Genomic DNA, 18,105 nt, shown 5'->3' with positions numbered 1-18,105 from the left:
GGCTGCTGGAATGGTCCCCGAACGTTCCGCTCCGGCACTGTTTGGCCCCGGCTGCGCCGCCGGCCTGGTGCTGGGCGCGCTGGTCTGCGTGCAGATGCCGGCGCTGCTGCCGTTGTCGCTGAGTGCGCCGATGGCCGTTGCCGGCGTCGCGGGCTGGCTGCTGCGCTGGCGCGGCCGCGCGTGGGCTGCAGTCATGCTCGGCCTGGCATGGGCAACAGTGCACGGGCAATGGGCCTTGCACGACCAGCTTCCACCCGACGCGCCGCCGCAGGATGTGCGGGTGCGCGGGCGGGTGGCCGATCTCCCGCAGAGAGGGCCCGGCTACACGCGTTTCGTGCTGCACGTGGATGAGACCGATGCGCCGCCAGTGCTGCGTGGAAAGCGCCTGCAGGTCACCTGGAACGACCCGTGGCGCGGATCGCCAGCGCACCAGGCGGAGGGCGGGCGCCACGCGGTTCGTGCGGGATCACATTGGCAGTTGTCGTTGCGCGTGCGCGCGCCACGCTCGCGGATCAATCCTGGCGGCTTCGACGGCGAACGCCATGCATTGCTGCGCGGTATTTCCGGCAATGGCACGGTGCGCGACCCCGGCGCTGCGCGTGAGCGCGCGCCTGCGCAGGGCCTGCCGGCCTGGCGCGAGCGCAGCAGTGATGCCATCGCCACGCAGGTGGCACATCCTGCCGCGCGATTCGTGCAGGCCTTGGCCCTGGGCGACACCCGCGGCCTGTCCGATGCCGACTGGGAACACCTGCGCGCGCTGGGCCTGACCCATCTGGTCGCCATTTCCGGGTTTCACGTGGGCGTGGTGGCGGGTTTCGGCGTGCTGCTGTGCCGCGTGTCGTGGTGGCTGTGCCCAGTGCTGGGACGGTACTGGCCACGGCCGCAGGCAGCGGCATGGGGCGCGGCGCTGGCCGCAGCTGCCTATGCCGTGGCCGCCGGCGGCGCGCTGCCAACGGTGCGTGCGGCGCTGATGATCGGGTTGGTGGCACTGGCCCGTGCCGGACGTCGTCCGGTGGGCGCGGGGCAGGGGCTGGCCCTGGCCGCGATGGTGATGCTGCTGCCGGCGCCGCTGTCGGTGCTGTCGGCCGGCTTCTGGCTCAGCTTTGGGGGAGTGCTGTGGCTGCTGTGGTGCCTTCCACGAACCGGGCCGGACGGCGTCGGTGGGGGCCTGCGCGGCTTTCTGGCCGCCCAGGGCGTGGCCAGCCTCGGCCTGTTGCCGCTGTGCGTGGCCCTGTTCGGCGGCACCGCGCGCTTGGGGCCGCTGGTCAATCTGCCGATCATTCCGTGGTGGACCCTGCTGGTGGTGCCGTTGTCGCTGCTGGGTACCGGCCTGCACGCGTTGCATGATGGCGCCGGGCGCTGGGCATGGCGCGCCGCCGCCTGGCTGTTCGAGCTCAGCTGGCAGGCCCTGCAGCCGTTGGCGCTGCACCCGCAGGCGATGTGGTGGCTGGCCGAGGCACCGCGCTGGGCGGTGCCGGCGGCAGTGGCGGGGGTGTTCTGGTGGCTGCTGCCACGCGGCGCTGGCGGTGGCCTGGCAGGCCTGCTGCTGTGCCTGCCGCTGCTGTGGCCCGCCCGGCATGCACCGGCTGAAGGCGAACTGGAGCTGCTGGTGCACGACGTAGGGCAGGGCGCCGCGGTGCTGGTGCGTACGGCGCGGCACGCGCTCTGGTACGACGTGGGGCCGCCGACCGGCGGCGACGGCAACGAACGCATTCTGGTCCCGGCCCTGCGCGCGCTCGGACAGGGGCCGCCGCAGCGGGCGATGCTCAGCCATGACCATCTTGATCACACCGGCAGCCTGCCGAGCCTGCGAAGGCAGCTGCCCGGGCTGCAGCTGCTGGCGCCACCGGGCAGCACCATCGCCGGCGCTGCGCCCTGCCAGCAAGGGATGCAGTGGCAGTGGGACGGAGTTGATTTCCAGGTCCTGCACCCGGCGCCGGGCAGCCGCCAGGCCGAGAATGAAGACAGCTGCGTGCTGCGCGTCGCCAGCCGTCACGGCGTGGTCCTGCTGCCTGGCGATATCGGCCGCCCGGCCGAGCAGGCGCTGCTGAAGGCATACCCGGCAGCGCTGAAGGCGGATGTGGTGCTGGTGCCGCACCATGGCAGTGGCGGCAGCTCCAGCGCGCCGTGGGTGGCCGCCGTGGCGCCACGGCTGGCGGTGGTCTCGGCAGGGCACCGCAACCGCTTCGGGCACCCCCGCCAGGACGTGGTCCAGCGCTGGCAGGCGCAAGGGGCCGAGGTGCTGGCCACGGCCGATTCCGGGGCGATCCGCATATGGCTTGGCGCACAAGGGCTGCAGCTGCGTGAACAGCGCATCCACGCATCCCGGTGGTGGGATGCCGCTGGGCGGGCGCGGTCGGCTGCTATCCTATCGCCGATCGAACAAGCGGCCGTTGGGCCGGAGGGTTGAAACGTGTGGGAACTGGTCAAGGCCGGTGGCTGGCCGATGGTGCCGCTGCTGCTGTTGGGCGTACTGGCTTTGGCGATCATCCTGGAGCGTTTCTGGTCCCTGCGACGTACTGAAGTGCTGCCGCCCGGCCTCGGCCAGGAAGTGCGCAACTGGGCGGCACGCGGCAAGCTCGACCCGGCTCACCTGCAGACCCTGCGGGCGAACTCGCCGCTGGGCGCGCTGCTGGCCGCCGCGCTGGAAGCACGCAACCGCCCGCGCGACCAGATCCGCGAGCGCATCGAAGACACCGGCCGCCACCTGGTGCACCGCATGGAGCGTTTCCTCAACGCGCTGGGCACCATCGCATCGGCCGGGCCGCTGCTGGGCCTGCTGGGCACGGTGATCGGCATGATCCAGATGTTCCTGGGCATCCTCGACCATGGTGTGGGTGATGTAAACCAGCTGGCCGGTGGTATCGGCAAGGCGTTGGTGTGCACCGCCACCGGCATGATCGTCGCCATTCCAGCACTGATGTTCCACCGCTACTTCAAGGGCCGCATCCACGGCTACGTGGTGGAGATGGAGCAGGAAGCCAGCGCGCTGCTGGATACGCTGGATGGCCGCCCCGGCGTGATGAACCCTGCCGCTGCCACGCGCCCGGCCGGCGCGGCCACGGCGAAGGCCTGATCGATGCGTATCGGCAACGACCGATCCCAGGATGAGCCGCATATCGACCTGGTGCCGCTGATCGACGTCATCCTGGTGCTGATCATCTTCTTCGTGGTCACCACCACCTTCGATGCGCGCTCGACACTCCAGGTGGAGCTGCCTACGGCCAGCCAGCAGCCCAGCAATGAGCCGCCGCGCTCGTTGAGCGTGCTGATCAACGCCGAAGGCCGCTACTTCATCAATGACCAGGAAGTGCTGCGCAGCGACGTCGAGTCGGTCAAGCAGACCATCGCGGCCGTTGCCGGCAGCGACCGTACCCAGCCGGTGCTGTTGCGTGCCGATGCCCGCACGCCCTATCAGGCCGTGGTGACCGCGCAGGATGCGCTGGGTCAGCTCGGCTTCCGCCGTATTGCCATTGCAACAGCACCCGAGGTGCGTCCATGAGTTCCAAACACGCGCCGGTGTGGCCGATCTACAAACGTCTGCTGGGATACACCCGTGCCTACTGGGGCATGATGGTCGCCGCCGTCATCGCCATGGCGGTGGAGTCGGTAGCCGGCTACCACTTCACCAAGCTGATGGAGCCGCTGGTCAACCGTGGCTTCGTCAATCCCGAACCGAAAATGGCGGTGATCCTGCCGCTGACCATCCTTGGCCTGTTCCTGATGCGCAGCGCCGCCACCTGGGTGAGCGACTACGCGCTGGCCAAGACCGGTCGCAGCGTGGTGCGCGACCTGCGTGAACAGGTGCTGGCCAAGTACCTGCACCTGCCGTCCTCGCATTTCGATACCGAATCGACGCCGGTGATGGTCAGCCGCCTCAACTTCGATACCGAGCAGGTCACCCAGGCCAGCGCCGATGCGCTCAAGACCGTGGTTGCCGACACCCTGACCATCATCGCCATGCTGGCGGTGATGCTGCAGATGAGTGTCAAGGTGACCGTGGCCATGCTGGTGGTGGTGCCGATGATCGGCGTGATCGTGTCTTACGTGGGCAAGCGCTACCGGCGTATCAGCCGCGGTATCCAGGACGGCATGGGCACGATGGCGCAGACCGCCGAGCAGTCACTGGCGGCCCAGCAGGAAGTGAAGGTGCACGGCACCCAGCAGCATGAGATGTCGCGCTACTCGCGCCTGGCCAACCGCATGCTGGCGCTGAACATGAAGGTGGAAATCACCCGTGCCGGTGCCTCCAGCGTGGTCCAGTTCCTGGCCGCGCTGGCGCTGGCGGTGATCGTCTGGGTGTCGACCCGCGAAGCACTGGCAGGGCGCCTCAATGCCGGCCAGTTCATGGGCCTGATGATCTCGATGACGGCGATCATCCCGTCGCTGCGCCGCCTGACCAGCGTGCAGTCCTCGATCTCCCGCGGTGTGTCCGCCGCCGAGCGCCTGTTTGACATCCTCGACATGCCGGTCGAGCGCGACGAAGGCCGCAACACGGTGCAGCGCGTGCGTGGCGAACTGGCCTTCGAGCACGTCATGCTGCGTTACCGCGAAGACAGTGGCATCGCCCTGGACGACATCAGCTTCGTGGCCAAGCCGGGTACGGTCACCGCCATCGTTGGTCGATCCGGCAGCGGCAAGACCAGCCTGATCCGGCTGGTGCCGCGCTTCTACGAACCCAGCGGCGGGCGCATCACCCTCGACGGGGTGGCACTGGACGACTATCCGCTGGCCGACCTGCGTCGCCAGGTGGCGATGGTCGGGCAGAAGGTCATGTTGTTCGACGACACCATCGGCGCCAACATCGCCTATGGCATGGACGCGACGGATGAACAGATCCGAGCGGCAGCTGAAGCCGCGAATGCCTGGGAGTTCATCGCACGCATGCCGCAGCAGCTGCAGACCCCGGTGGGCGAGAACGGCGCGCTGCTGTCCGGTGGCCAGCGCCAGCGCCTGGCGATCGCGCGTGCGATCCTGCGCGACGCGCCGATCCTGATCCTCGATGAAGCCACCGCAGCGCTGGACAACGAATCGGAGCGCCTGGTGCAGGACGCGCTGCAGCGATTGATGCCCGAGCGCACCACGCTGGTCATCGCGCATCGCCTGTCGACCATCGAGCATGCAGACCAGGTGCTGGTGATGGATCACGGTCGCATCGTCGAGCGCGGTACCCACAAGGAGCTGCTCACCATGGGTGGCCTGTACCAGCATCTGCACAGCATGCAGTTCCGCGAAAGGCAGGACTGATGGCCGGCAAGGGTACCCAGACCCCGCCGTACTGGTACGACGGCACCCCGGTTCCGTGGGCGATGCGCCTGCTGGCGCCGCTGTATGCCGGCGTCACCGCGCTGCGCCGGCGCGCCTATCGGCGTGGCTGGCGCAAGCGCTACACGCTGCCGGTGCCGGTCATCGTGGTTGGCAACATCACCGCCGGTGGAACTGGCAAGACGCCGCTGACCATCGCGCTGGTGGAGCGCCTGCGTGCCGCCGGTTGGAAGCCGGGCGTGGCCAGTCGTGGCTACGGCCGCGAAGATGCCGACAAGCCGCTGTGGGTAAAGGCCGATACGCCGACCGCCAAGGGCGGTGACGAGCCGGTGCTGATTGCCTGGAAGACCGGCGTGCCGGTGCGCGTGGACAGTGATCGTGTTGCAGCCGGCAAGGCGCTGATCGAGGCCGGCTGCGATGTGATCGTCTGCGACGACGGCCTGCAGCACTACCGGCTGGCGCGCGACATCGAGATTGAAGTGGTCGATGCGCAGCGCCGCTACGGCAATGGCCGGATGATTCCGGCCGGGCCGCTGCGTGAGCCGGTCAGCCGTGCCAGCGAATGCGACTTCCGTGTGGTCAACCTCGGCCAGGCCGATGAGGAGACTGCAGCACAGGCCTGCGGCTTCGGCCAGTGGCCGATGGCCCTGCACATCGACAGCGCACAACCGCTGGCCGGTGGCCGTGCCCGTCCGCTGTCGTATTTCAAGGGGCAGCGCGTGCACGCCGTGGCCGGCATCGCCCACCCGCAGCGCTTCTTCGACATGCTGCGCGCGCGTGGCATCGGCGTCGTGCCGCACGCCTTCGCTGACCATCAGGCCTATCAGCCGCAGGACCTGTCCTTTGGCAGCCAGCTGCCGGTGCTGATGACTGAAAAGGACGCGGTGAAATGCCGCGCGTTCGGCAATGACTGGTACTACGCGGTCCCGCTGCGCGCCGAGCTGCCTGCCGCATTCTGGGTGGCGCTGACCGACCGCCTGGACAAGCTGCGACCGAACTGAGTGGCGCGGCGGCGCTTGCATTCATGTGCCGCCGGCCGCATTCCCGTTGTAACGAGCCTGCCGAGTACCGCCCCATGACCGAATTCGTCGTCGCCATCCCGGCCCGCTATGCCGCCTCGCGGCTGCCGGGCAAGCCGCTGCGCCCGCTGGGCGGTGAGCCGCTGGTGCTGCACGTGGCGCGTCGCGCGCTGCAGGCCGGTGCCGGCGAGGTCTGGGTCGCTACCGACGATCAACGCATTGCCGACGCACTGTCCGGGCTGGCCGAAGTGAAGGTGGCGATGACCGCCACCTCGCATGCCTCCGGTACCGACCGCCTGGCCGAGTGCGCGCGCATCGCCGGCTGGGCTGATGACACTGTCGTGGTCAACCTGCAGGGCGACGAGCCGTTCGCGCCGGCTGCGGGTATCCGCGCGGTGGCCCAGGCACTGGTTGAAGGCAATGCGCCGATGTCGACCCTCGCCACGACCGTCGAAGACGCGCATACCCTGTTCGACCCGAACGTGGTGAAGCTCGTGCGCAACGTGCGCAACGAGGCGATGTACTTCAGCCGCGCCCCGATCGCCTGGCACCGCGATGGCTTTGCACGCAGCCGTGACACGCTGCCGGCCGGTCACAACTGGCTGCGCCACATCGGCATCTACGGCTATCGCGCCGGTTTCCTGCAGCAGTTCGCGGCGTTGCCGCCGGGCCAGCTGGAGCAGATCGAATCGCTGGAACAGCTGCGCGTGCTGGAAGCGGGTTTCCCGATCAGCGTGGCGATCTCGCCCGAACCGTTCCCGCCGGGCATCGACACGCCCGAGGACCTGGAACGCGCTGAAGCATTGCTGCAGACGCTGGCTGCCCGATGAAGCTGCTGGTCGTCTGCCTCGGCAACATCTGCCGTTCGCCGATGGCCGAAGGTGCGCTGCGTGCCCGCCTGGACGCTTCGCCGCTGGCTGGTCGGGTGCAGGTGGATTCGGCCGGCACGGGCGACTGGCATGTGGGCGAGCTACCGGACCGCCGTGCGATCGCCTGCGCGGCCGGGCATGGCGTGGACATCGGCGGCCTGCGCGCGCGCCAGCTGCAGGTCGCGGATTTCGACCGTTTTGACTGGATCCTGTGTGCCGATGAGGCCAATCTGCGGGATGCCGGTCGCTTGGCCACACCCGCCCAGCGCGAACGCCTGGCGCTGTACCTGCCGTGGTCCGGCGGGCAGGGCAGGGGTGCGATCCCGGACCCGTACACCGGCGGCAGTGAGCATTTCGAACAGGTCTGGACATTGGTCGACGATGCTGCAAAACGTGCCGTGGCACGACTGTTGCATGACGCCGACTCCGGCATAATCGGGCCATGAACGTCCAGCCCGTCCCGGACCTGCCCGAGTTCGCCACCTGGCTCAACGCCACCCCCTGCACCCTGACCGAATTGCGCGGTCGGCCGGTGGCGCTGTTGTTTGTCAACGCCGCCTCCGCCTGGAGCGCGCAACGCCTGGCCGAGTTCGGCCAATGGCTGTCGCGCCACCCTGGCAAGCTGCAGCCGCTGGTGCTGCAGGTGCCGCGCTTCGATTTCGAACGCGACGCCGGTGCCGCACTGAAGCTGCTGCGTCGCCAGGGGCTGACGATGCCGGTCCTGCTCGATGCCGACTGGGATGGCTGGCGCCGCTTCGGCATCACCGCCTGGCCGACCCTGGTGCTGCTGGATGCGCAGGGGCGCGAGCAACAACGGTTGGTCGGGCAGGGCGCCCCCGGCGAACTGGAGCGAGCCTTGAACGCGCTGTGCGAGGGCGCGCCATCGGCGCCGCCGCGCGGTGGCAGCGAGCTGCATCCGGAGCCGCGCCACGCGCTGCGCTTCCCGCTTGGCCTGGCGGTCAGCACCGAACGCCTGTACATCGCCGACAGCGGCCATCACCGCATCCTCGAATGCAGCCATGGTGGCCGCATCCTTCGCCAGTTCGGGCTGGGCACCGCCGATTTCATGGACGGCAACCTCGCCGAAGCCGCGTTCCACCGCCCGCAGTCGCTGGTGCTGGAGCGCGATTCGCTGTACGTCGCCGACACCGGCAACCACGCGGTGCGCCGCATCAACCTGCTGACCGGCATCGTCGACACGCTGTGCGGCAACGGCCGTCCCGGTGCGCCGGTGGAAGGCCCGGTCGCGCAGGCGCGGCAGGTTGCGCTGGACCATCCTGTCGGCCTGGCCATTGCCGACAATCAGCTGCAGATCGCCATGGCCGGCGACAACCGCATCTGGAGCTACCACCTGGGCCAGCGCAGCCTGCAATGGCGCGCGGGCAGTGGTTCCATCGACGAGCGCGATGGCAGCGGGCATCTGGCCGCCTTCGCCCAACCCACCGCGTTGGCCGTGGTGCAGCAGGTGCTGTACGTGGCCGATGCGCTGGGTTCCTCGATCCGCGCGCTGCAGTTGCGCGGCGATCTGGTGCAGACCCTGGTCGGGCAGGGGCCGTGGCGCTTCGGTAGCGAAGACGGTCCGCGTTCGGACGCCAGCCTGCAGTTCCCACAGGCGATCGCGCTCAGCCCGGATGCGCCGCTGTTGTGGATTGCCGATACCGGCAACGGCCGCCTGCGCACGCTGCGCCTGGGCGGTGGCGAACTGACCACCCAGCCGTTGCCACGACGCCTGCATGGCCCGGCGGGGTTGGCGGTAGGCGCCGGTGCGGTGTGGATCGCCGAGACCGACGCCCATGCCGTGCTGCGATTCGACCCGGATAGCGGCGTGCTCAGCGAAGTCCCGATCAGCGAATGACAGACGTTCCCGCCCCGGCCTTCGACGGCAAGGCCTTCGCGGCCCAGCTCAGTACCGCCCCTGGCGTGTACCGCATGTACGCCGCCGACGACACGTTGCTGTACGTGGGCAAGGCGCGCGCGCTGCGCAACCGTGTCGGCAGCTATTTCAACGGCAGCCCGAAGAACGCGCGGATCATGTCGATGATCTCGCAGATCACGCGCATGGACGTGACCGTGACGCGCTCGGAAGCCGAGGCGCTGCTGCTGGAAAACCAGCTGATCAAATCACTGTCGCCGCGTTACAACGTCTCGTTGCGCGACGACAAGACCTATCCGCACGTGCTGCTGACCCGAGAGGACTGGCCGCGCATCGCGCTGCATCGCGGTCCGCGCGCCATTCCCGGCCGCTACTTCGGGCCGTATCCCGGCGTTACCGCCGTGCGCGAAACGCTGAACCTGATGCACAAGCTGTTCAAGCTGCGCAGCTGCGAGGACAGCGTGTTCCGCAACCGCTCGCGGCCGTGCCTGCAGTACCAGATCGGCCGCTGCAGCGCGCCCTGCGTGGAGCTGGTGCCGGCGCCGGACTACGCCGAATCGGTGCGTCGCGCCGCACTGTTCCTGGAAGGCAAGAGCGACGAGTTGACCCGCGAACTGGGCGAGCAGATGCAGGCCGCCAGCGAGGCACTGGAGTTCGAGCAGGCCGCGCGCCTGCGCGACCTGATCTCCTCGCTGCGCAGCATGCAGACCCGCCAGTACGTGGATGGCCGTGCCGCGGATCTGGACGTGCTGGCGGTGGCCATGCAGGGTTCGCAGGCCTGCGTGCTGCTGCTGGCCTTCCGCGATGGCCGCAACCTCGGTACCCGCCCGTTCTTCCCACGCACCAACGGTGAAGAAAGCCCGGAGGAAGTGCTGGCCGCGTTCGTCTCGCAGTACTACATCGAATTCGAGCCGCCGCGCGAGATCCTGCTGGACCGCGAGATTCCCGATGCCGACCTGCTGGTCGCCGCGCTGTCAGCCTCGGCCGAGCGCAAGGTGCAGCTGAAGTGGAACGTGCGCGGCGAACGCGCCGGCTATGTGGAACTGGCCAGCCGCAACGCGCAGCTGACCCTGGCGACCGAACTCAACAGCCGCAACGCGCAGCACGCGCGCAGCGATGCATTGCGCGACATGCTGGGCCTGGCCGAGCCGGTCAAGCGTGTTGAATGTTTCGATATCAGCCATACCATGGGTGAGGCCACCGTGGCCTCATGCGTGGTGTTCGACGCCGCCGGTCCGGTGCGCGCGCAGTACCGCCGCTTCAACATCGGCGGCATCGAGCCGGGCGACGACTACGCCGCCATGCGCCAGGCCATCGACCGCCGCTTCCGCCGTGCAGTGGAAGAGCAGGGCGTGCTGCCGGACGTGCTGCTGATCGACGGCGGCGCCGGCCAGTTGGCCCAGGCCCAGGCCGCGCTGGCCGACCTGGGCGTGGAAGGCGTGCTGCTGGTGGGCGTGGCCAAGGGCGTGGAACGCCGCGCCGGCCACGAAGCGCTGGTGATGCCCGATGGCCGCGAGCTGCGCCCGGGCGCGGCCAATCCGGCGCTGCAGTTCATCCAGCAGGTGCGCGATGAGGCGCACCGCTTCGCCATCACCGGCCACCGCGGCCGCCGCCAGAAGGCGCGGATGACCAGCAAGCTGGAGGACATCCCTGGTATCGGGCCGCGCCGCCGCGCCAGCCTGCTCAAGCATTTCGGCGGCCTGGTCGGCCTGAAAGCCGCTGGTGAAGCGGAAATCGCCAAGGTGGAAGGCATCAATGACGCCCTCGCGGCACGTATCTACGCTAACCTGCACGGGTTGGCCACGCCTGATCCGGCCGAGTAGAGAGAGAAGCACGCAAGCATGAAGTTGACCCTGCCCACCTGGCTGACCTTGTTGCGGATCGTGATGATCCCGGTGCTGGTGCTGGTGTTCTACCTGCCCTACACCTGGACCAACTTCGCTTCGGCGGCGATCTTCGGCCTGGCCGCGATCACCGACTGGCTCGATGGCTGGATCGCACGCCGTTACCAGCTGGAATCGGCCTTCGGCGCCTTCCTTGACCCGGTCGCGGACAAGCTGATGGTGGCGGTGGCGCTGTTCCTGATCGTGCAGGGTCACCCGACGCCGTGGATGGCGTTCTGGGCGGCGGTGATCGTTGGTCGTGAGATCGCGGTGTCGGCGCTGCGCGAATGGATGGCCGAGCTGGGTCAGCGCGCCAAGGTGCGCGTGGCGATGATCGGCAAGGTCAAGACCACGGCGCAGATGGTCGCGCTGCTCTGCCTGCTGTATTCGGTGGCACCGAACGTGCCGGTGGAAGACATCTGGATGGGCTGGCCGGTGTTCCACATCGGCGACTGGACCCTGGCGATCGCCGCGGTGCTGACCCTGTGGTCGGGCCTGCAGTACCTGCACGCCGCCTGGCCGAGCCTGCGTGATGACGAGCGCGCGGCGCGCGAGCGTGCGCGGCAGAAGAAGCTGGGTAACTGAGCCCCGGGGTCGGATCCCTTTCCTCAGGAATGGGCTCTGACCCCATCGGTGCGTTTATCCACGCATGGCGTGGATAAACTGTAAATGCCGCATCCACAGATGATGCGGATCCATCGGTTTGCGGGGATGCCATAGTAGATCCATGCCATGCGTGGATACGCAATGCAAGGTGCCACGCAGACCCTGAGAAAAAGCGCTTGACGCCATTCTTGGAATAGGTAAAATTTCGCCTCCCAAGCGGGAATAGCTCAGTTGGTAGAGCGCAACCTTGCCAAGGTTGAGGTCGCGAGTTCGAGTCTCGTTTCCCGCTCCAGATTCAAGAAAAACGCTCCCGCAAGGGGGCGTTTTTCGTTTGCGTCCAACGCGCTTCATTGCCACTTCACCGTCGCCCCATCGCCCCACCACATGAAGGTTGGATGCTGCATCCTTCGTTCCAAGGGTGACGCCGCGATGCCTCATCAATCCTCCGCCTACGACCACGACGTGGTCATCGTCGGCGCCAGTTTCGCCGGTACCGCCTGCGCGTTGGCTGCCGCCCAGTATGGCTTGCGCGTCTGCGTGCTCGAACGCAAGGCCGACCCCGGCGAACGCCTGCACACCACCGGCATCGTGGTGAAGGAAGCGATGGAGCAGACCTGGCTGGGGCGCATGCCCGAACACCTGGTGCAACGCGTCGCCAATGTGCGTCTGTATGCGCCGAACCTGCGCAGCGTGTTGTTGACTGCGCCGGGCTACTACTTCCTCACTACCGATACGCCGAACCTGATGCGCTGGCTGGTCAGCGAGCTGCGCGCGAATGGTGTCGACCTGCGCTTGCAGCAGTCTTTCACCGACGCCCATCGCAGTGGTGACGGCTGGCAGGTGGAAGGGGCAGGGCGATGCGCCTATCTGGTTGGCGCTGATGGCGCACGCTCACGCGTGGCACAACGCGCCGGGCTCGGCCAGGTGCGTGACAACCTCTACGGCGTCGAACGTGAGTTCGCCGGCCTTCAGTTGCCGCAGGGCGACGCACTCCATTGCTTCGTCAGCAAGCGCTTTGCACCGGGTTACATCGGCTGGGTCGCACAGAACCCGACCGGGCTGCAGGTCGGCTTGGCGCTGCGCCATGACCCGAACCAGGTGCGGCCGCCTGATATCGATGGCTTTCTTGAGCACGTGCGCGATGTGGTCGGCATTCCGCCTTCGGCGCGTCCCTCGGCCACCCGCGCAGGGCTGGTGCCTTGCGGCCGGCCAGATGGGCCGATCACTGGCCAACGGCTGATCCTGACCGGCGACGCGGCGGGCATCGTCTCGCCATTGTCCGCCGGGGGCATCCATTCCTCGTGGCGGCACGGCTGGGCGGTCGGCGAGGCGATTGCCCGCCACCTGCGCGGGCAAGGGCGGGAAGCGGAACGGATGGCGCGGCAGGTGGCGCCGGCATTCCATTGCAAGCGCCTGCTGCGCTGGGCGATGGATCATCTGCAGGCCGACTGGCCGTTCGATGCGCTGCTGCGTACGGCGGCCACGCGGCGCATCGCTGAGCAGGTCTACTTCCATCGCCGTGGTCTGCGGACCTGAGGCCAGGGCCCAAGGGCCTGAACGCCGCCCCACAATGCACGCGAAAATTCCTGTTGACGCCGTGCAGCAATATCGACACAATAGCGCTCCTTCGACGCAGGTCGAACGGAATCTGCGGGAATAGCTCAGTTGGTAGAGCGCAACCTTGCCAAGGTTGAGGTCGCGAGTTCGAGTCTCGTTTCCCGCTCCAGATTCAAGAAAACGCTCCCGAAAGGGGGCGTTTTTCGTTTGTCACACCGGTTGCACCACTGCCGCGCTAGCGTGCCTTGCCGGGCAGGACGCTGCACCAGGTCCGGGCATCCTGCCGGTCGAAACCGGGGCAGCGGTTGTCCTGCGGGATGTAGACGTAGGGAGCGTCATCTTCGTAGGTGAAGTGGTAGTAGTAGGTCCGGTCCTTCCCGTACAACCAGTAGTTCGACGAGCCCTGGTTGATGGCATACGGCTCGGACGTGAAGATCGAGGATTCGGCGGGAATGAAGTTGCTGCGCTCCATCAGTAGCAGCGTGGCGTTCGAGACCAGTGGGGTGGTCAGGACGAGCACGATCACACCGACAGTCGCTGTCGTGATCGAGCCAATCAGCATCCAGCGGCGGGGACGTTTCACTGTCGGGCAGCATCGAAGCAAGACAATGCCGCAATGTGCAATACGCTGTGAAAGCCGTCCAGTGTTCCGTGTTGAGAACGCACTGAAAGCGTGGTGAAAGGCTGAGGCGGCATTGCCTGAACCGCACGCGTGCTGTGACCTTTTTCGGACGATTTCTCCATGTTCGCTCCACAATCGCACGGTAGCCTTCATGCTCCTTCTACACGTTGGCGGGCTGGTGGTCAGGCGTATCACTTCAGTGGCAGTGCCCAAGGCCGGGCACCGACTCTCCCTGCATGCAGTGCTGCGCCCTGGTGCGTTGTTGGCAAGCCTGGCCCTGGCCGGTTGCATGTCGGTGCCTGTTCCGGACCTGCCTGACCGCACGCCCAGCACCTGGACCCAGGTGCCGCAGGGCCAGGGCGTGGCAGTGGATGCCAGACAGTGGTGGAAAGTGCTGTCCGACCCGGCACTGGATGGCCTGGTCGACCAGGCCATCGCCGGCAACCTGGACCTGCAGCAGGCTACGCTGCGCCTGCAGGCCGTTCGGATCGTCGCAGGCACTTCCGACTCGCGTTTCCTGCCGGAAATCTCGGCCAGCGCCAAGCAGGTGCAGGACGCCGCCGCCGTCGATACCTACTTCCATGCCGGCATCGAAGCGATCTGGGACCTGGGCCTGTTCGGCGCCGCAGAGAGCGCGCAGCTGAGCGCGCAGGCTTCGGCCGGCAATGCCGAGGCGCTGCGCAATGCCGCGCAGGTGGCGGTGATTGCCGACGTGGTGCGCAGCTATCTGGACCTGACCGTTGCACAGGCCCAGCAGGACCTGCTGGCCCGCCAGCAATCGGTGGATGACCGCGGCGAGCACCTGGCCCTGGTCCGCCAGCGCCTGCGCCTGGATGAGCCTGGCGAACTTGATCGCCTGCGTGCACGCCAGGCCGCCACCCACGCCGCCATCGCACAAGCCCGGGAAAACGCCGACAACGCCGCCCGTGCGCTGGCATTGTTGCTGGGCCGTGATGGCCCGGATCCGGCTTGGCGCGCCTATCGCTCGCCGCCGAAGCTGGGCACGTTCTCGCTGCAGCAGGTACCGGCCGATCTGCTGCGCCACCGCCCGCAGATTCTGCTGGCCGAATCTGAAGTGATGCAGGCCGCGGCGAGCAAGGGCTCCGCACGTGCCGCGATGTATCCGCGAGTCAGTCTTGGTGGCTCGATCCTGTACGCCTACAACCTCACCCAGAACGCCCGCTCCAACTCCGATTCCAGTCCGTCGATCGGCCCGTACGTCGATATCCCGCTGTGGGATTGGGGCCAGCGTCGTGCGCGCTTCAATGCCGATGAAAAGCAGCTGGATGCTGCACTGCTCGGTTACCGCAAGGCGGTACTGGAAGGCGTGAGCGAAGTGGAGGGCGCGCTGGGCAGCCTGGCGCGCCAGGACAGCAGCATCCAGTCGCTGCGTGCGGCCAATGATGCCGCCGGCCAGCAGGTCAAGCGCCAGGCACGGCAGGTGCAGCTGGGCCTGTCCAGCGAGTTCGATGGACTGGATACGCAGCGTGCCGCGCTCGCCTCGCAGGCTGATCTGATCGGTGCGCAGGGCGCACGCGTGCTCGCGTTTGCTTCGCTGTACCGCGCGCTTGGCGGTGCACCGCTGCCGGCTGAGGGTGAGGGCGAACAGCAATGATCGCGCTGGCCCGCAAGACCCTGGCCTATGAGTGGCGCCGGTTCCTGCCGGTAGTGCTGGCGATGTGCTTCGCTGGCGTGCTGCTGATCGTGCAGGCGGCGCTGGTGCTGGGTATCTTCGGTACCGCCGCGATCTACGTGAAGGCATCCTCCGCCGATATCTGGGCCGGTTTCCCTGGCACCCAGAGCGTGAACTACGGCCATGCAATCAGTGCGGATGTGGAAAGCCACCTGCGCATGGATCCGGATGTCACCCGCGTCGAACCCTACGAGTGGGTCGATGGCGAATGGCGCTCCAGCGCGCAGGGTACCGGTAACGTGTCTGTGTATCTGTCCGGCATCTCCACCCAAGGCGACGCGATGATGTTCGCGCGCATCCTGCCCGCCGACCTGCGCGCGCAGCTGCGCGAACCCGGTGCGGTGATCGTCGATAGCGCCGATCTGGATACGCTGAGCGTGGACCTGCAGAACAACCGTGCGTGGATCAATGGCAAGGCGGTGCGCGTGGTCGCGGCACAACCGGGCCTGCGTGGCCTCGGTGGCGTCAACGTGCTGGCCTCGCTGGATACCGCGCGCGCCATCGCCGGTACCGACCCACATGAGGGCAGCACCTATTTCGTGGCAGGTCTGCGCTCGCCGGACCTGGCAAACGACGTGCGTGACCGCCTGGCCACGTCGATGGGGCAGGCCACGCCGGTCGAGTTCTGGACGGCACCGGAGTTCGCCAGCCGCTCGCAGCAATACTGGCTGTTCGATACCGGTGCCGGCATCGCAGTGTTGTTCATGGCCGTCATCGTCTGCTTTGTCGGCGCGGTGATCACCAACCAGTCGTTTGCTTCGGTGGTGGCCGGTTCGGTGCGCGAGTACGCCACGCTCAATGCACTCGGTGCCGGGCGCTATGCGCTGGCGCGGGTGGTGTTCGAGCAGGCACTGTTGATCGGCGGCGTGGGCATGTTGCTGGCGGCGGCGTTCAGTACCGTCGTGCTGTTGATCGCACAGACCCAGCGCGTGCCGGTGCAGCTGACACCGATGGTGATCATCGGTTGCGTGGCGCTGGTCGCGGTGATGGCCATGCTGTCGAGCATCATGGCGGTACGCAGTGTCGTCCGCTCCGATCCATCGTTGCTGCTGCGTTGAGGACCGGCCGATGACTTCCGAACGCGCCGTCGCCCCGACCCTGCAGGCCGACGCACTGGAAAAGGGTTTCATGTCCGGCGACGTGCAGGTGCCGGTGCTGCGTGGCCTGTCACTGGACATCTATCCCGGTGAACTGACCCTGGTATCGGGCCCCTCCGGCTGCGGCAAGAGCACGCTGCTGTCGTTGCTGTCTGGGTTGTCTGCGCCCGATGGCGGCCGCGTGCACGCGCTCGGGCAGGATGTGGGCCACATGACGCGCAGCGAAGTGGAGCGCTTCCGCCTGCACCATGTCGGCTTCGTGTTCCAAGGCTTCAATCTGTTCCCCGCACTGACCGCACTGGAACAGGTGCAGCTGCCGCTGGGCTATCGCGGCATGAGCAATCGCGAAAGCGAACCGCTGGCCCGCAAGGCATTGGACGAGGTGGGCCTCAGCCACCGCAGCCACATGCGACCGGCGCAGCTGTCCGGTGGTGAGAAGCAGCGCGTGGCCGTTGCGCGCGCCTTCGCCAAGTCGCCGACGCTGATCTTCGCCGACGAACCCACCAGCGCGCTGGACGCCGAGAACGGCCAGCGCGTGATCGACATCCTGCATCGCTACGCACGTGCGCATGGCGCCACCGTGCTGTGCGTGAGCCACGATCCACGCCTGATCCGGCATGCGGATCGGGTGATCGCCATGGAAGACGGCATGGTCCGTGATGACCGCCGCCAGAACGAAACTGTAGAGTCCGCCCCATGACCAAGACGTTGCACCTGCTTCCCTTCAGCCTGGTACTGTCCGCGGCGCTGCTGCTCGGCGCCTGTTCCAAGGACGCGCCTGCCCAAGCACCTGCAGATAAAGCCGGCACTGCCACCGCCGGCAAGGTCGCGGTGGCGCGCGGCATCATCGACGTCGAGGGTGGCCTGATCGCGCTGGCGCCGCCAGTGGATGGCTCGATCACCGCCGCGCCGGTGAAGGAGGGTGCCACGGTGAAGAAGGGACAGTTGCTGCTGTCGCTGGATGGCGCCCTGCTGCAGCAGGAAGTGGCGATGGCCACCGCCGATCTGGCCCTGGCCAACGACCGCCTGAAGGGCAGCCAGGCGCAGTTGCGCGAACTGGAGCGCAACGCCACCCGTCTGTCCACCGGCGCCAGCGAAGGCGTGTCGTCCAACCAGCAGGCCGATGCGGCCAAGCAGCAGCTGGCAGGTGTGCGCGCCGATGTCGATGTGGCCGGTGCGCAGGTCGACATGGCCCAGCACAAGCTGGAGCACGCCAGACTGAAATTGCAGCAGATGTCGCTGAGCGCGCCGGAAGCCGGCACCGTGGTCGGCCAGGTGCCGGGCCTCGGCGCCTTCGTGCAGGCTGGCAAGCCGGCGATCTCGCTGCTGCTGGCGCGTCCGCTGCAGGTGCGTGCAGAACTGAGCGCCGCCTATGCCGATGCCGTGCAGGTGGGCATGAAGGCCACCGTCGTGCCGGACAGCGATGGCGCCGAGAACACCGGCTCACTGCCACCCGCGCGCGTGGTGCGCATCAGTCCGGTGTTCGCGCAGGCGCGCCTGCCTGAAGATGCCGGGCGGGGCGTGGCCAAGGTGGTGGAGTGCGTGCTGGAGTTCGACGGCAAGGCCAAGGCGCGCTTCGGCCAGCATGTGCGGGTGGAGTTCCGGAAGTAGGGCGCGGGTC

General features: G+C 67.7%; 16 protein-coding genes and 2 tRNA genes. 17 read left to right on the top strand and 1 reads right to left on the bottom strand.

Translation table 11 applies throughout. The features are described from left to right. The first annotated feature begins 10 nt into the window (after window positions 1-10). From V3B25_RS04315 to V3B25_RS04255, 13 genes are all read left to right on the top strand, one after another. Window positions 11-2,410: a DNA internalization-related competence protein ComEC/Rec2 gene (locus V3B25_RS04315; RefSeq protein ID WP_329810174.1), complete on the top strand. Its 2,400-nt coding sequence runs from the start codon at window positions 11-13 to the stop codon at window positions 2,408-2,410. 3 nt (window positions 2,411-2,413) lie between these two features. Then, entirely contained in the window at window positions 2,414-3,076 is a 663-nt protein-coding gene (locus V3B25_RS04310; RefSeq protein ID WP_019337175.1) for a MotA/TolQ/ExbB proton channel family protein, read from the top strand. A gap of 3 nt (window positions 3,077-3,079) precedes the next feature. Then, window positions 3,080-3,502 (top strand): biopolymer transporter ExbD, encoded by a 423-nt coding sequence (locus V3B25_RS04305; RefSeq protein ID WP_032128903.1) that lies wholly within the window; start codon window positions 3,080-3,082, stop codon window positions 3,500-3,502. Then, complete coding sequence (msbA, locus tag V3B25_RS04300) at window positions 3,499-5,247, top strand: lipid A export permease/ATP-binding protein MsbA (RefSeq protein ID WP_032128904.1); 1,749 nt, start codon at window positions 3,499-3,501, stop codon at window positions 5,245-5,247. Before V3B25_RS04305 ends, msbA begins: the two co-directional genes overlap by 4 nt. Next, window positions 5,247-6,266, top strand: coding sequence for a tetraacyldisaccharide 4'-kinase (gene lpxK / locus V3B25_RS04295; RefSeq protein WP_049462675.1), 1,020 nt, complete (start codon window positions 5,247-5,249; stop codon window positions 6,264-6,266). The genes msbA and lpxK overlap by 1 nt, the downstream gene beginning before the upstream one ends. 74 nt (window positions 6,267-6,340) lie before the next feature. After that, window positions 6,341-7,114, top strand: a complete 774-nt coding sequence (kdsB, locus tag V3B25_RS04290; protein WP_329810173.1) for a 3-deoxy-manno-octulosonate cytidylyltransferase — start codon at window positions 6,341-6,343, stop codon at window positions 7,112-7,114. Then, window positions 7,111-7,599 carry a low molecular weight protein-tyrosine-phosphatase gene (locus tag V3B25_RS04285; RefSeq protein WP_329810172.1) on the top strand — a complete coding sequence of 163 codons (489 nt, stop codon included), beginning with the start codon at window positions 7,111-7,113 and terminating at the stop codon, window positions 7,597-7,599. The genes kdsB and V3B25_RS04285 overlap by 4 nt, the downstream gene beginning before the upstream one ends. Continuing rightward, window positions 7,596-9,008, top strand: a complete 1,413-nt coding sequence (locus tag V3B25_RS04280) for a hypothetical protein (RefSeq protein WP_329810170.1) — start codon at window positions 7,596-7,598, stop codon at window positions 9,006-9,008. Before V3B25_RS04285 ends, V3B25_RS04280 begins: the two co-directional genes overlap by 4 nt. Further along, window positions 9,005-10,849, top strand: coding sequence for an excinuclease ABC subunit UvrC (gene uvrC, locus V3B25_RS04275; RefSeq protein ID WP_329810168.1), 1,845 nt, complete (start codon window positions 9,005-9,007; stop codon window positions 10,847-10,849). Before V3B25_RS04280 ends, uvrC begins: the two co-directional genes overlap by 4 nt. A gap of 18 nt (window positions 10,850-10,867) precedes the next feature. After that, the gene (gene pgsA / locus V3B25_RS04270) at window positions 10,868-11,494 is read left to right on the top strand and encodes a CDP-diacylglycerol--glycerol-3-phosphate 3-phosphatidyltransferase (protein ID WP_012510614.1); all 627 of its coding nucleotides are present in this window, start codon (window positions 10,868-10,870) and stop codon (window positions 11,492-11,494) included. A gap of 237 nt (window positions 11,495-11,731) precedes the next feature. Beyond that, window positions 11,732-11,807: transfer RNA gene (locus V3B25_RS04265), tRNA-Gly, on the top strand. A gap of 137 nt (window positions 11,808-11,944) precedes the next feature. Continuing rightward, a complete protein-coding gene (locus V3B25_RS04260) occupies window positions 11,945-13,051 on the top strand; it encodes an NAD(P)/FAD-dependent oxidoreductase (RefSeq protein ID WP_329810167.1) in 1,107 nt (368 codons plus the stop codon). A 114-nt stretch (window positions 13,052-13,165) separates the two neighbouring features. Continuing rightward, window positions 13,166-13,241: transfer RNA gene (locus V3B25_RS04255), tRNA-Gly, on the top strand. Between the two features lie 66 nt (window positions 13,242-13,307). On the opposite strand, the gene V3B25_RS04250 is transcribed toward V3B25_RS04255, so the two are convergent. Then, on the bottom strand, window positions 13,308-13,655 hold the full coding sequence (locus V3B25_RS04250) for a hypothetical protein (RefSeq protein WP_329810166.1): 348 nt from the start codon (window positions 13,653-13,655) through the stop codon (window positions 13,308-13,310). A gap of 190 nt (window positions 13,656-13,845) precedes the next feature. Between V3B25_RS04250 and V3B25_RS04245 the strand changes: the two genes are divergently transcribed. The 4 genes from V3B25_RS04245 to V3B25_RS04230 are packed head-to-tail and all read left to right on the top strand — an operon-like array spanning window position 13,846 to window position 18,095. Continuing rightward, window positions 13,846-15,309, top strand: a complete 1,464-nt coding sequence (locus V3B25_RS04245) for an efflux transporter outer membrane subunit (RefSeq protein WP_329810164.1) — start codon at window positions 13,846-13,848, stop codon at window positions 15,307-15,309. Next, the gene (locus V3B25_RS04240) at window positions 15,306-16,445 is read left to right on the top strand and encodes an ABC transporter permease (RefSeq protein WP_201118672.1); all 1,140 of its coding nucleotides are present in this window, start codon (window positions 15,306-15,308) and stop codon (window positions 16,443-16,445) included. The genes V3B25_RS04245 and V3B25_RS04240 overlap by 4 nt, the downstream gene beginning before the upstream one ends. Window positions 16,446-16,455: 10 nt before the next feature. After that, window positions 16,456-17,184: an ABC transporter ATP-binding protein gene (locus V3B25_RS04235; RefSeq protein WP_201118674.1), complete on the top strand. Its 729-nt coding sequence runs from the start codon at window positions 16,456-16,458 to the stop codon at window positions 17,182-17,184. Further along, window positions 17,181-18,095: a biotin/lipoyl-binding protein gene (locus tag V3B25_RS04230; RefSeq protein ID WP_329810161.1), complete on the top strand. Its 915-nt coding sequence runs from the start codon at window positions 17,181-17,183 to the stop codon at window positions 18,093-18,095. The genes V3B25_RS04235 and V3B25_RS04230 overlap by 4 nt, the downstream gene beginning before the upstream one ends. The last annotated feature ends 10 nt before the right edge of the window (window positions 18,096-18,105 follow it).

It is taken from the genome of Stenotrophomonas sp. SMYL8 (genome assembly GCF_036320065.1).
Lineage (GTDB): Bacteria > Pseudomonadota > Gammaproteobacteria > Xanthomonadales > Xanthomonadaceae > Stenotrophomonas > Stenotrophomonas maltophilia_A.
Note: the sequence above shows the minus strand (reverse complement) of the source record. Positions and strands in the feature narration are given on the sequence as shown.

Coding starts and splice junctions, on each gene's coding strand:
- V3B25_RS04315 (WP_329810174.1), top strand. CDS start 11: ATGGTCCCCGAACGTTCCGCTCCGGCACTGTTTGGCCCCGGCTGCGCC.
- V3B25_RS04305 (WP_032128903.1), top strand. CDS start 3,080: ATGCGTATCGGCAACGACCGATCCCAGGATGAGCCGCATATCGACCTG.
- msbA (WP_032128904.1), top strand. CDS start 3,499: ATGAGTTCCAAACACGCGCCGGTGTGGCCGATCTACAAACGTCTGCTG.
- lpxK (WP_049462675.1), top strand. CDS start 5,247: ATGGCCGGCAAGGGTACCCAGACCCCGCCGTACTGGTACGACGGCACC.
- kdsB (WP_329810173.1), top strand. CDS start 6,341: ATGACCGAATTCGTCGTCGCCATCCCGGCCCGCTATGCCGCCTCGCGG.
- V3B25_RS04285 (WP_329810172.1), top strand. CDS start 7,111: ATGAAGCTGCTGGTCGTCTGCCTCGGCAACATCTGCCGTTCGCCGATG.
- V3B25_RS04280 (WP_329810170.1), top strand. CDS start 7,596: ATGAACGTCCAGCCCGTCCCGGACCTGCCCGAGTTCGCCACCTGGCTC.
- uvrC (WP_329810168.1), top strand. CDS start 9,005: ATGACAGACGTTCCCGCCCCGGCCTTCGACGGCAAGGCCTTCGCGGCC.
- pgsA (WP_012510614.1), top strand. CDS start 10,868: ATGAAGTTGACCCTGCCCACCTGGCTGACCTTGTTGCGGATCGTGATG.
- V3B25_RS04260 (WP_329810167.1), top strand. CDS start 11,945: ATGCCTCATCAATCCTCCGCCTACGACCACGACGTGGTCATCGTCGGC.
- V3B25_RS04245 (WP_329810164.1), top strand. CDS start 13,846: ATGCTCCTTCTACACGTTGGCGGGCTGGTGGTCAGGCGTATCACTTCA.
- V3B25_RS04240 (WP_201118672.1), top strand. CDS start 15,306: ATGATCGCGCTGGCCCGCAAGACCCTGGCCTATGAGTGGCGCCGGTTC.
- V3B25_RS04235 (WP_201118674.1), top strand. CDS start 16,456: ATGACTTCCGAACGCGCCGTCGCCCCGACCCTGCAGGCCGACGCACTG.
- V3B25_RS04230 (WP_329810161.1), top strand. CDS start 17,181: ATGACCAAGACGTTGCACCTGCTTCCCTTCAGCCTGGTACTGTCCGCG.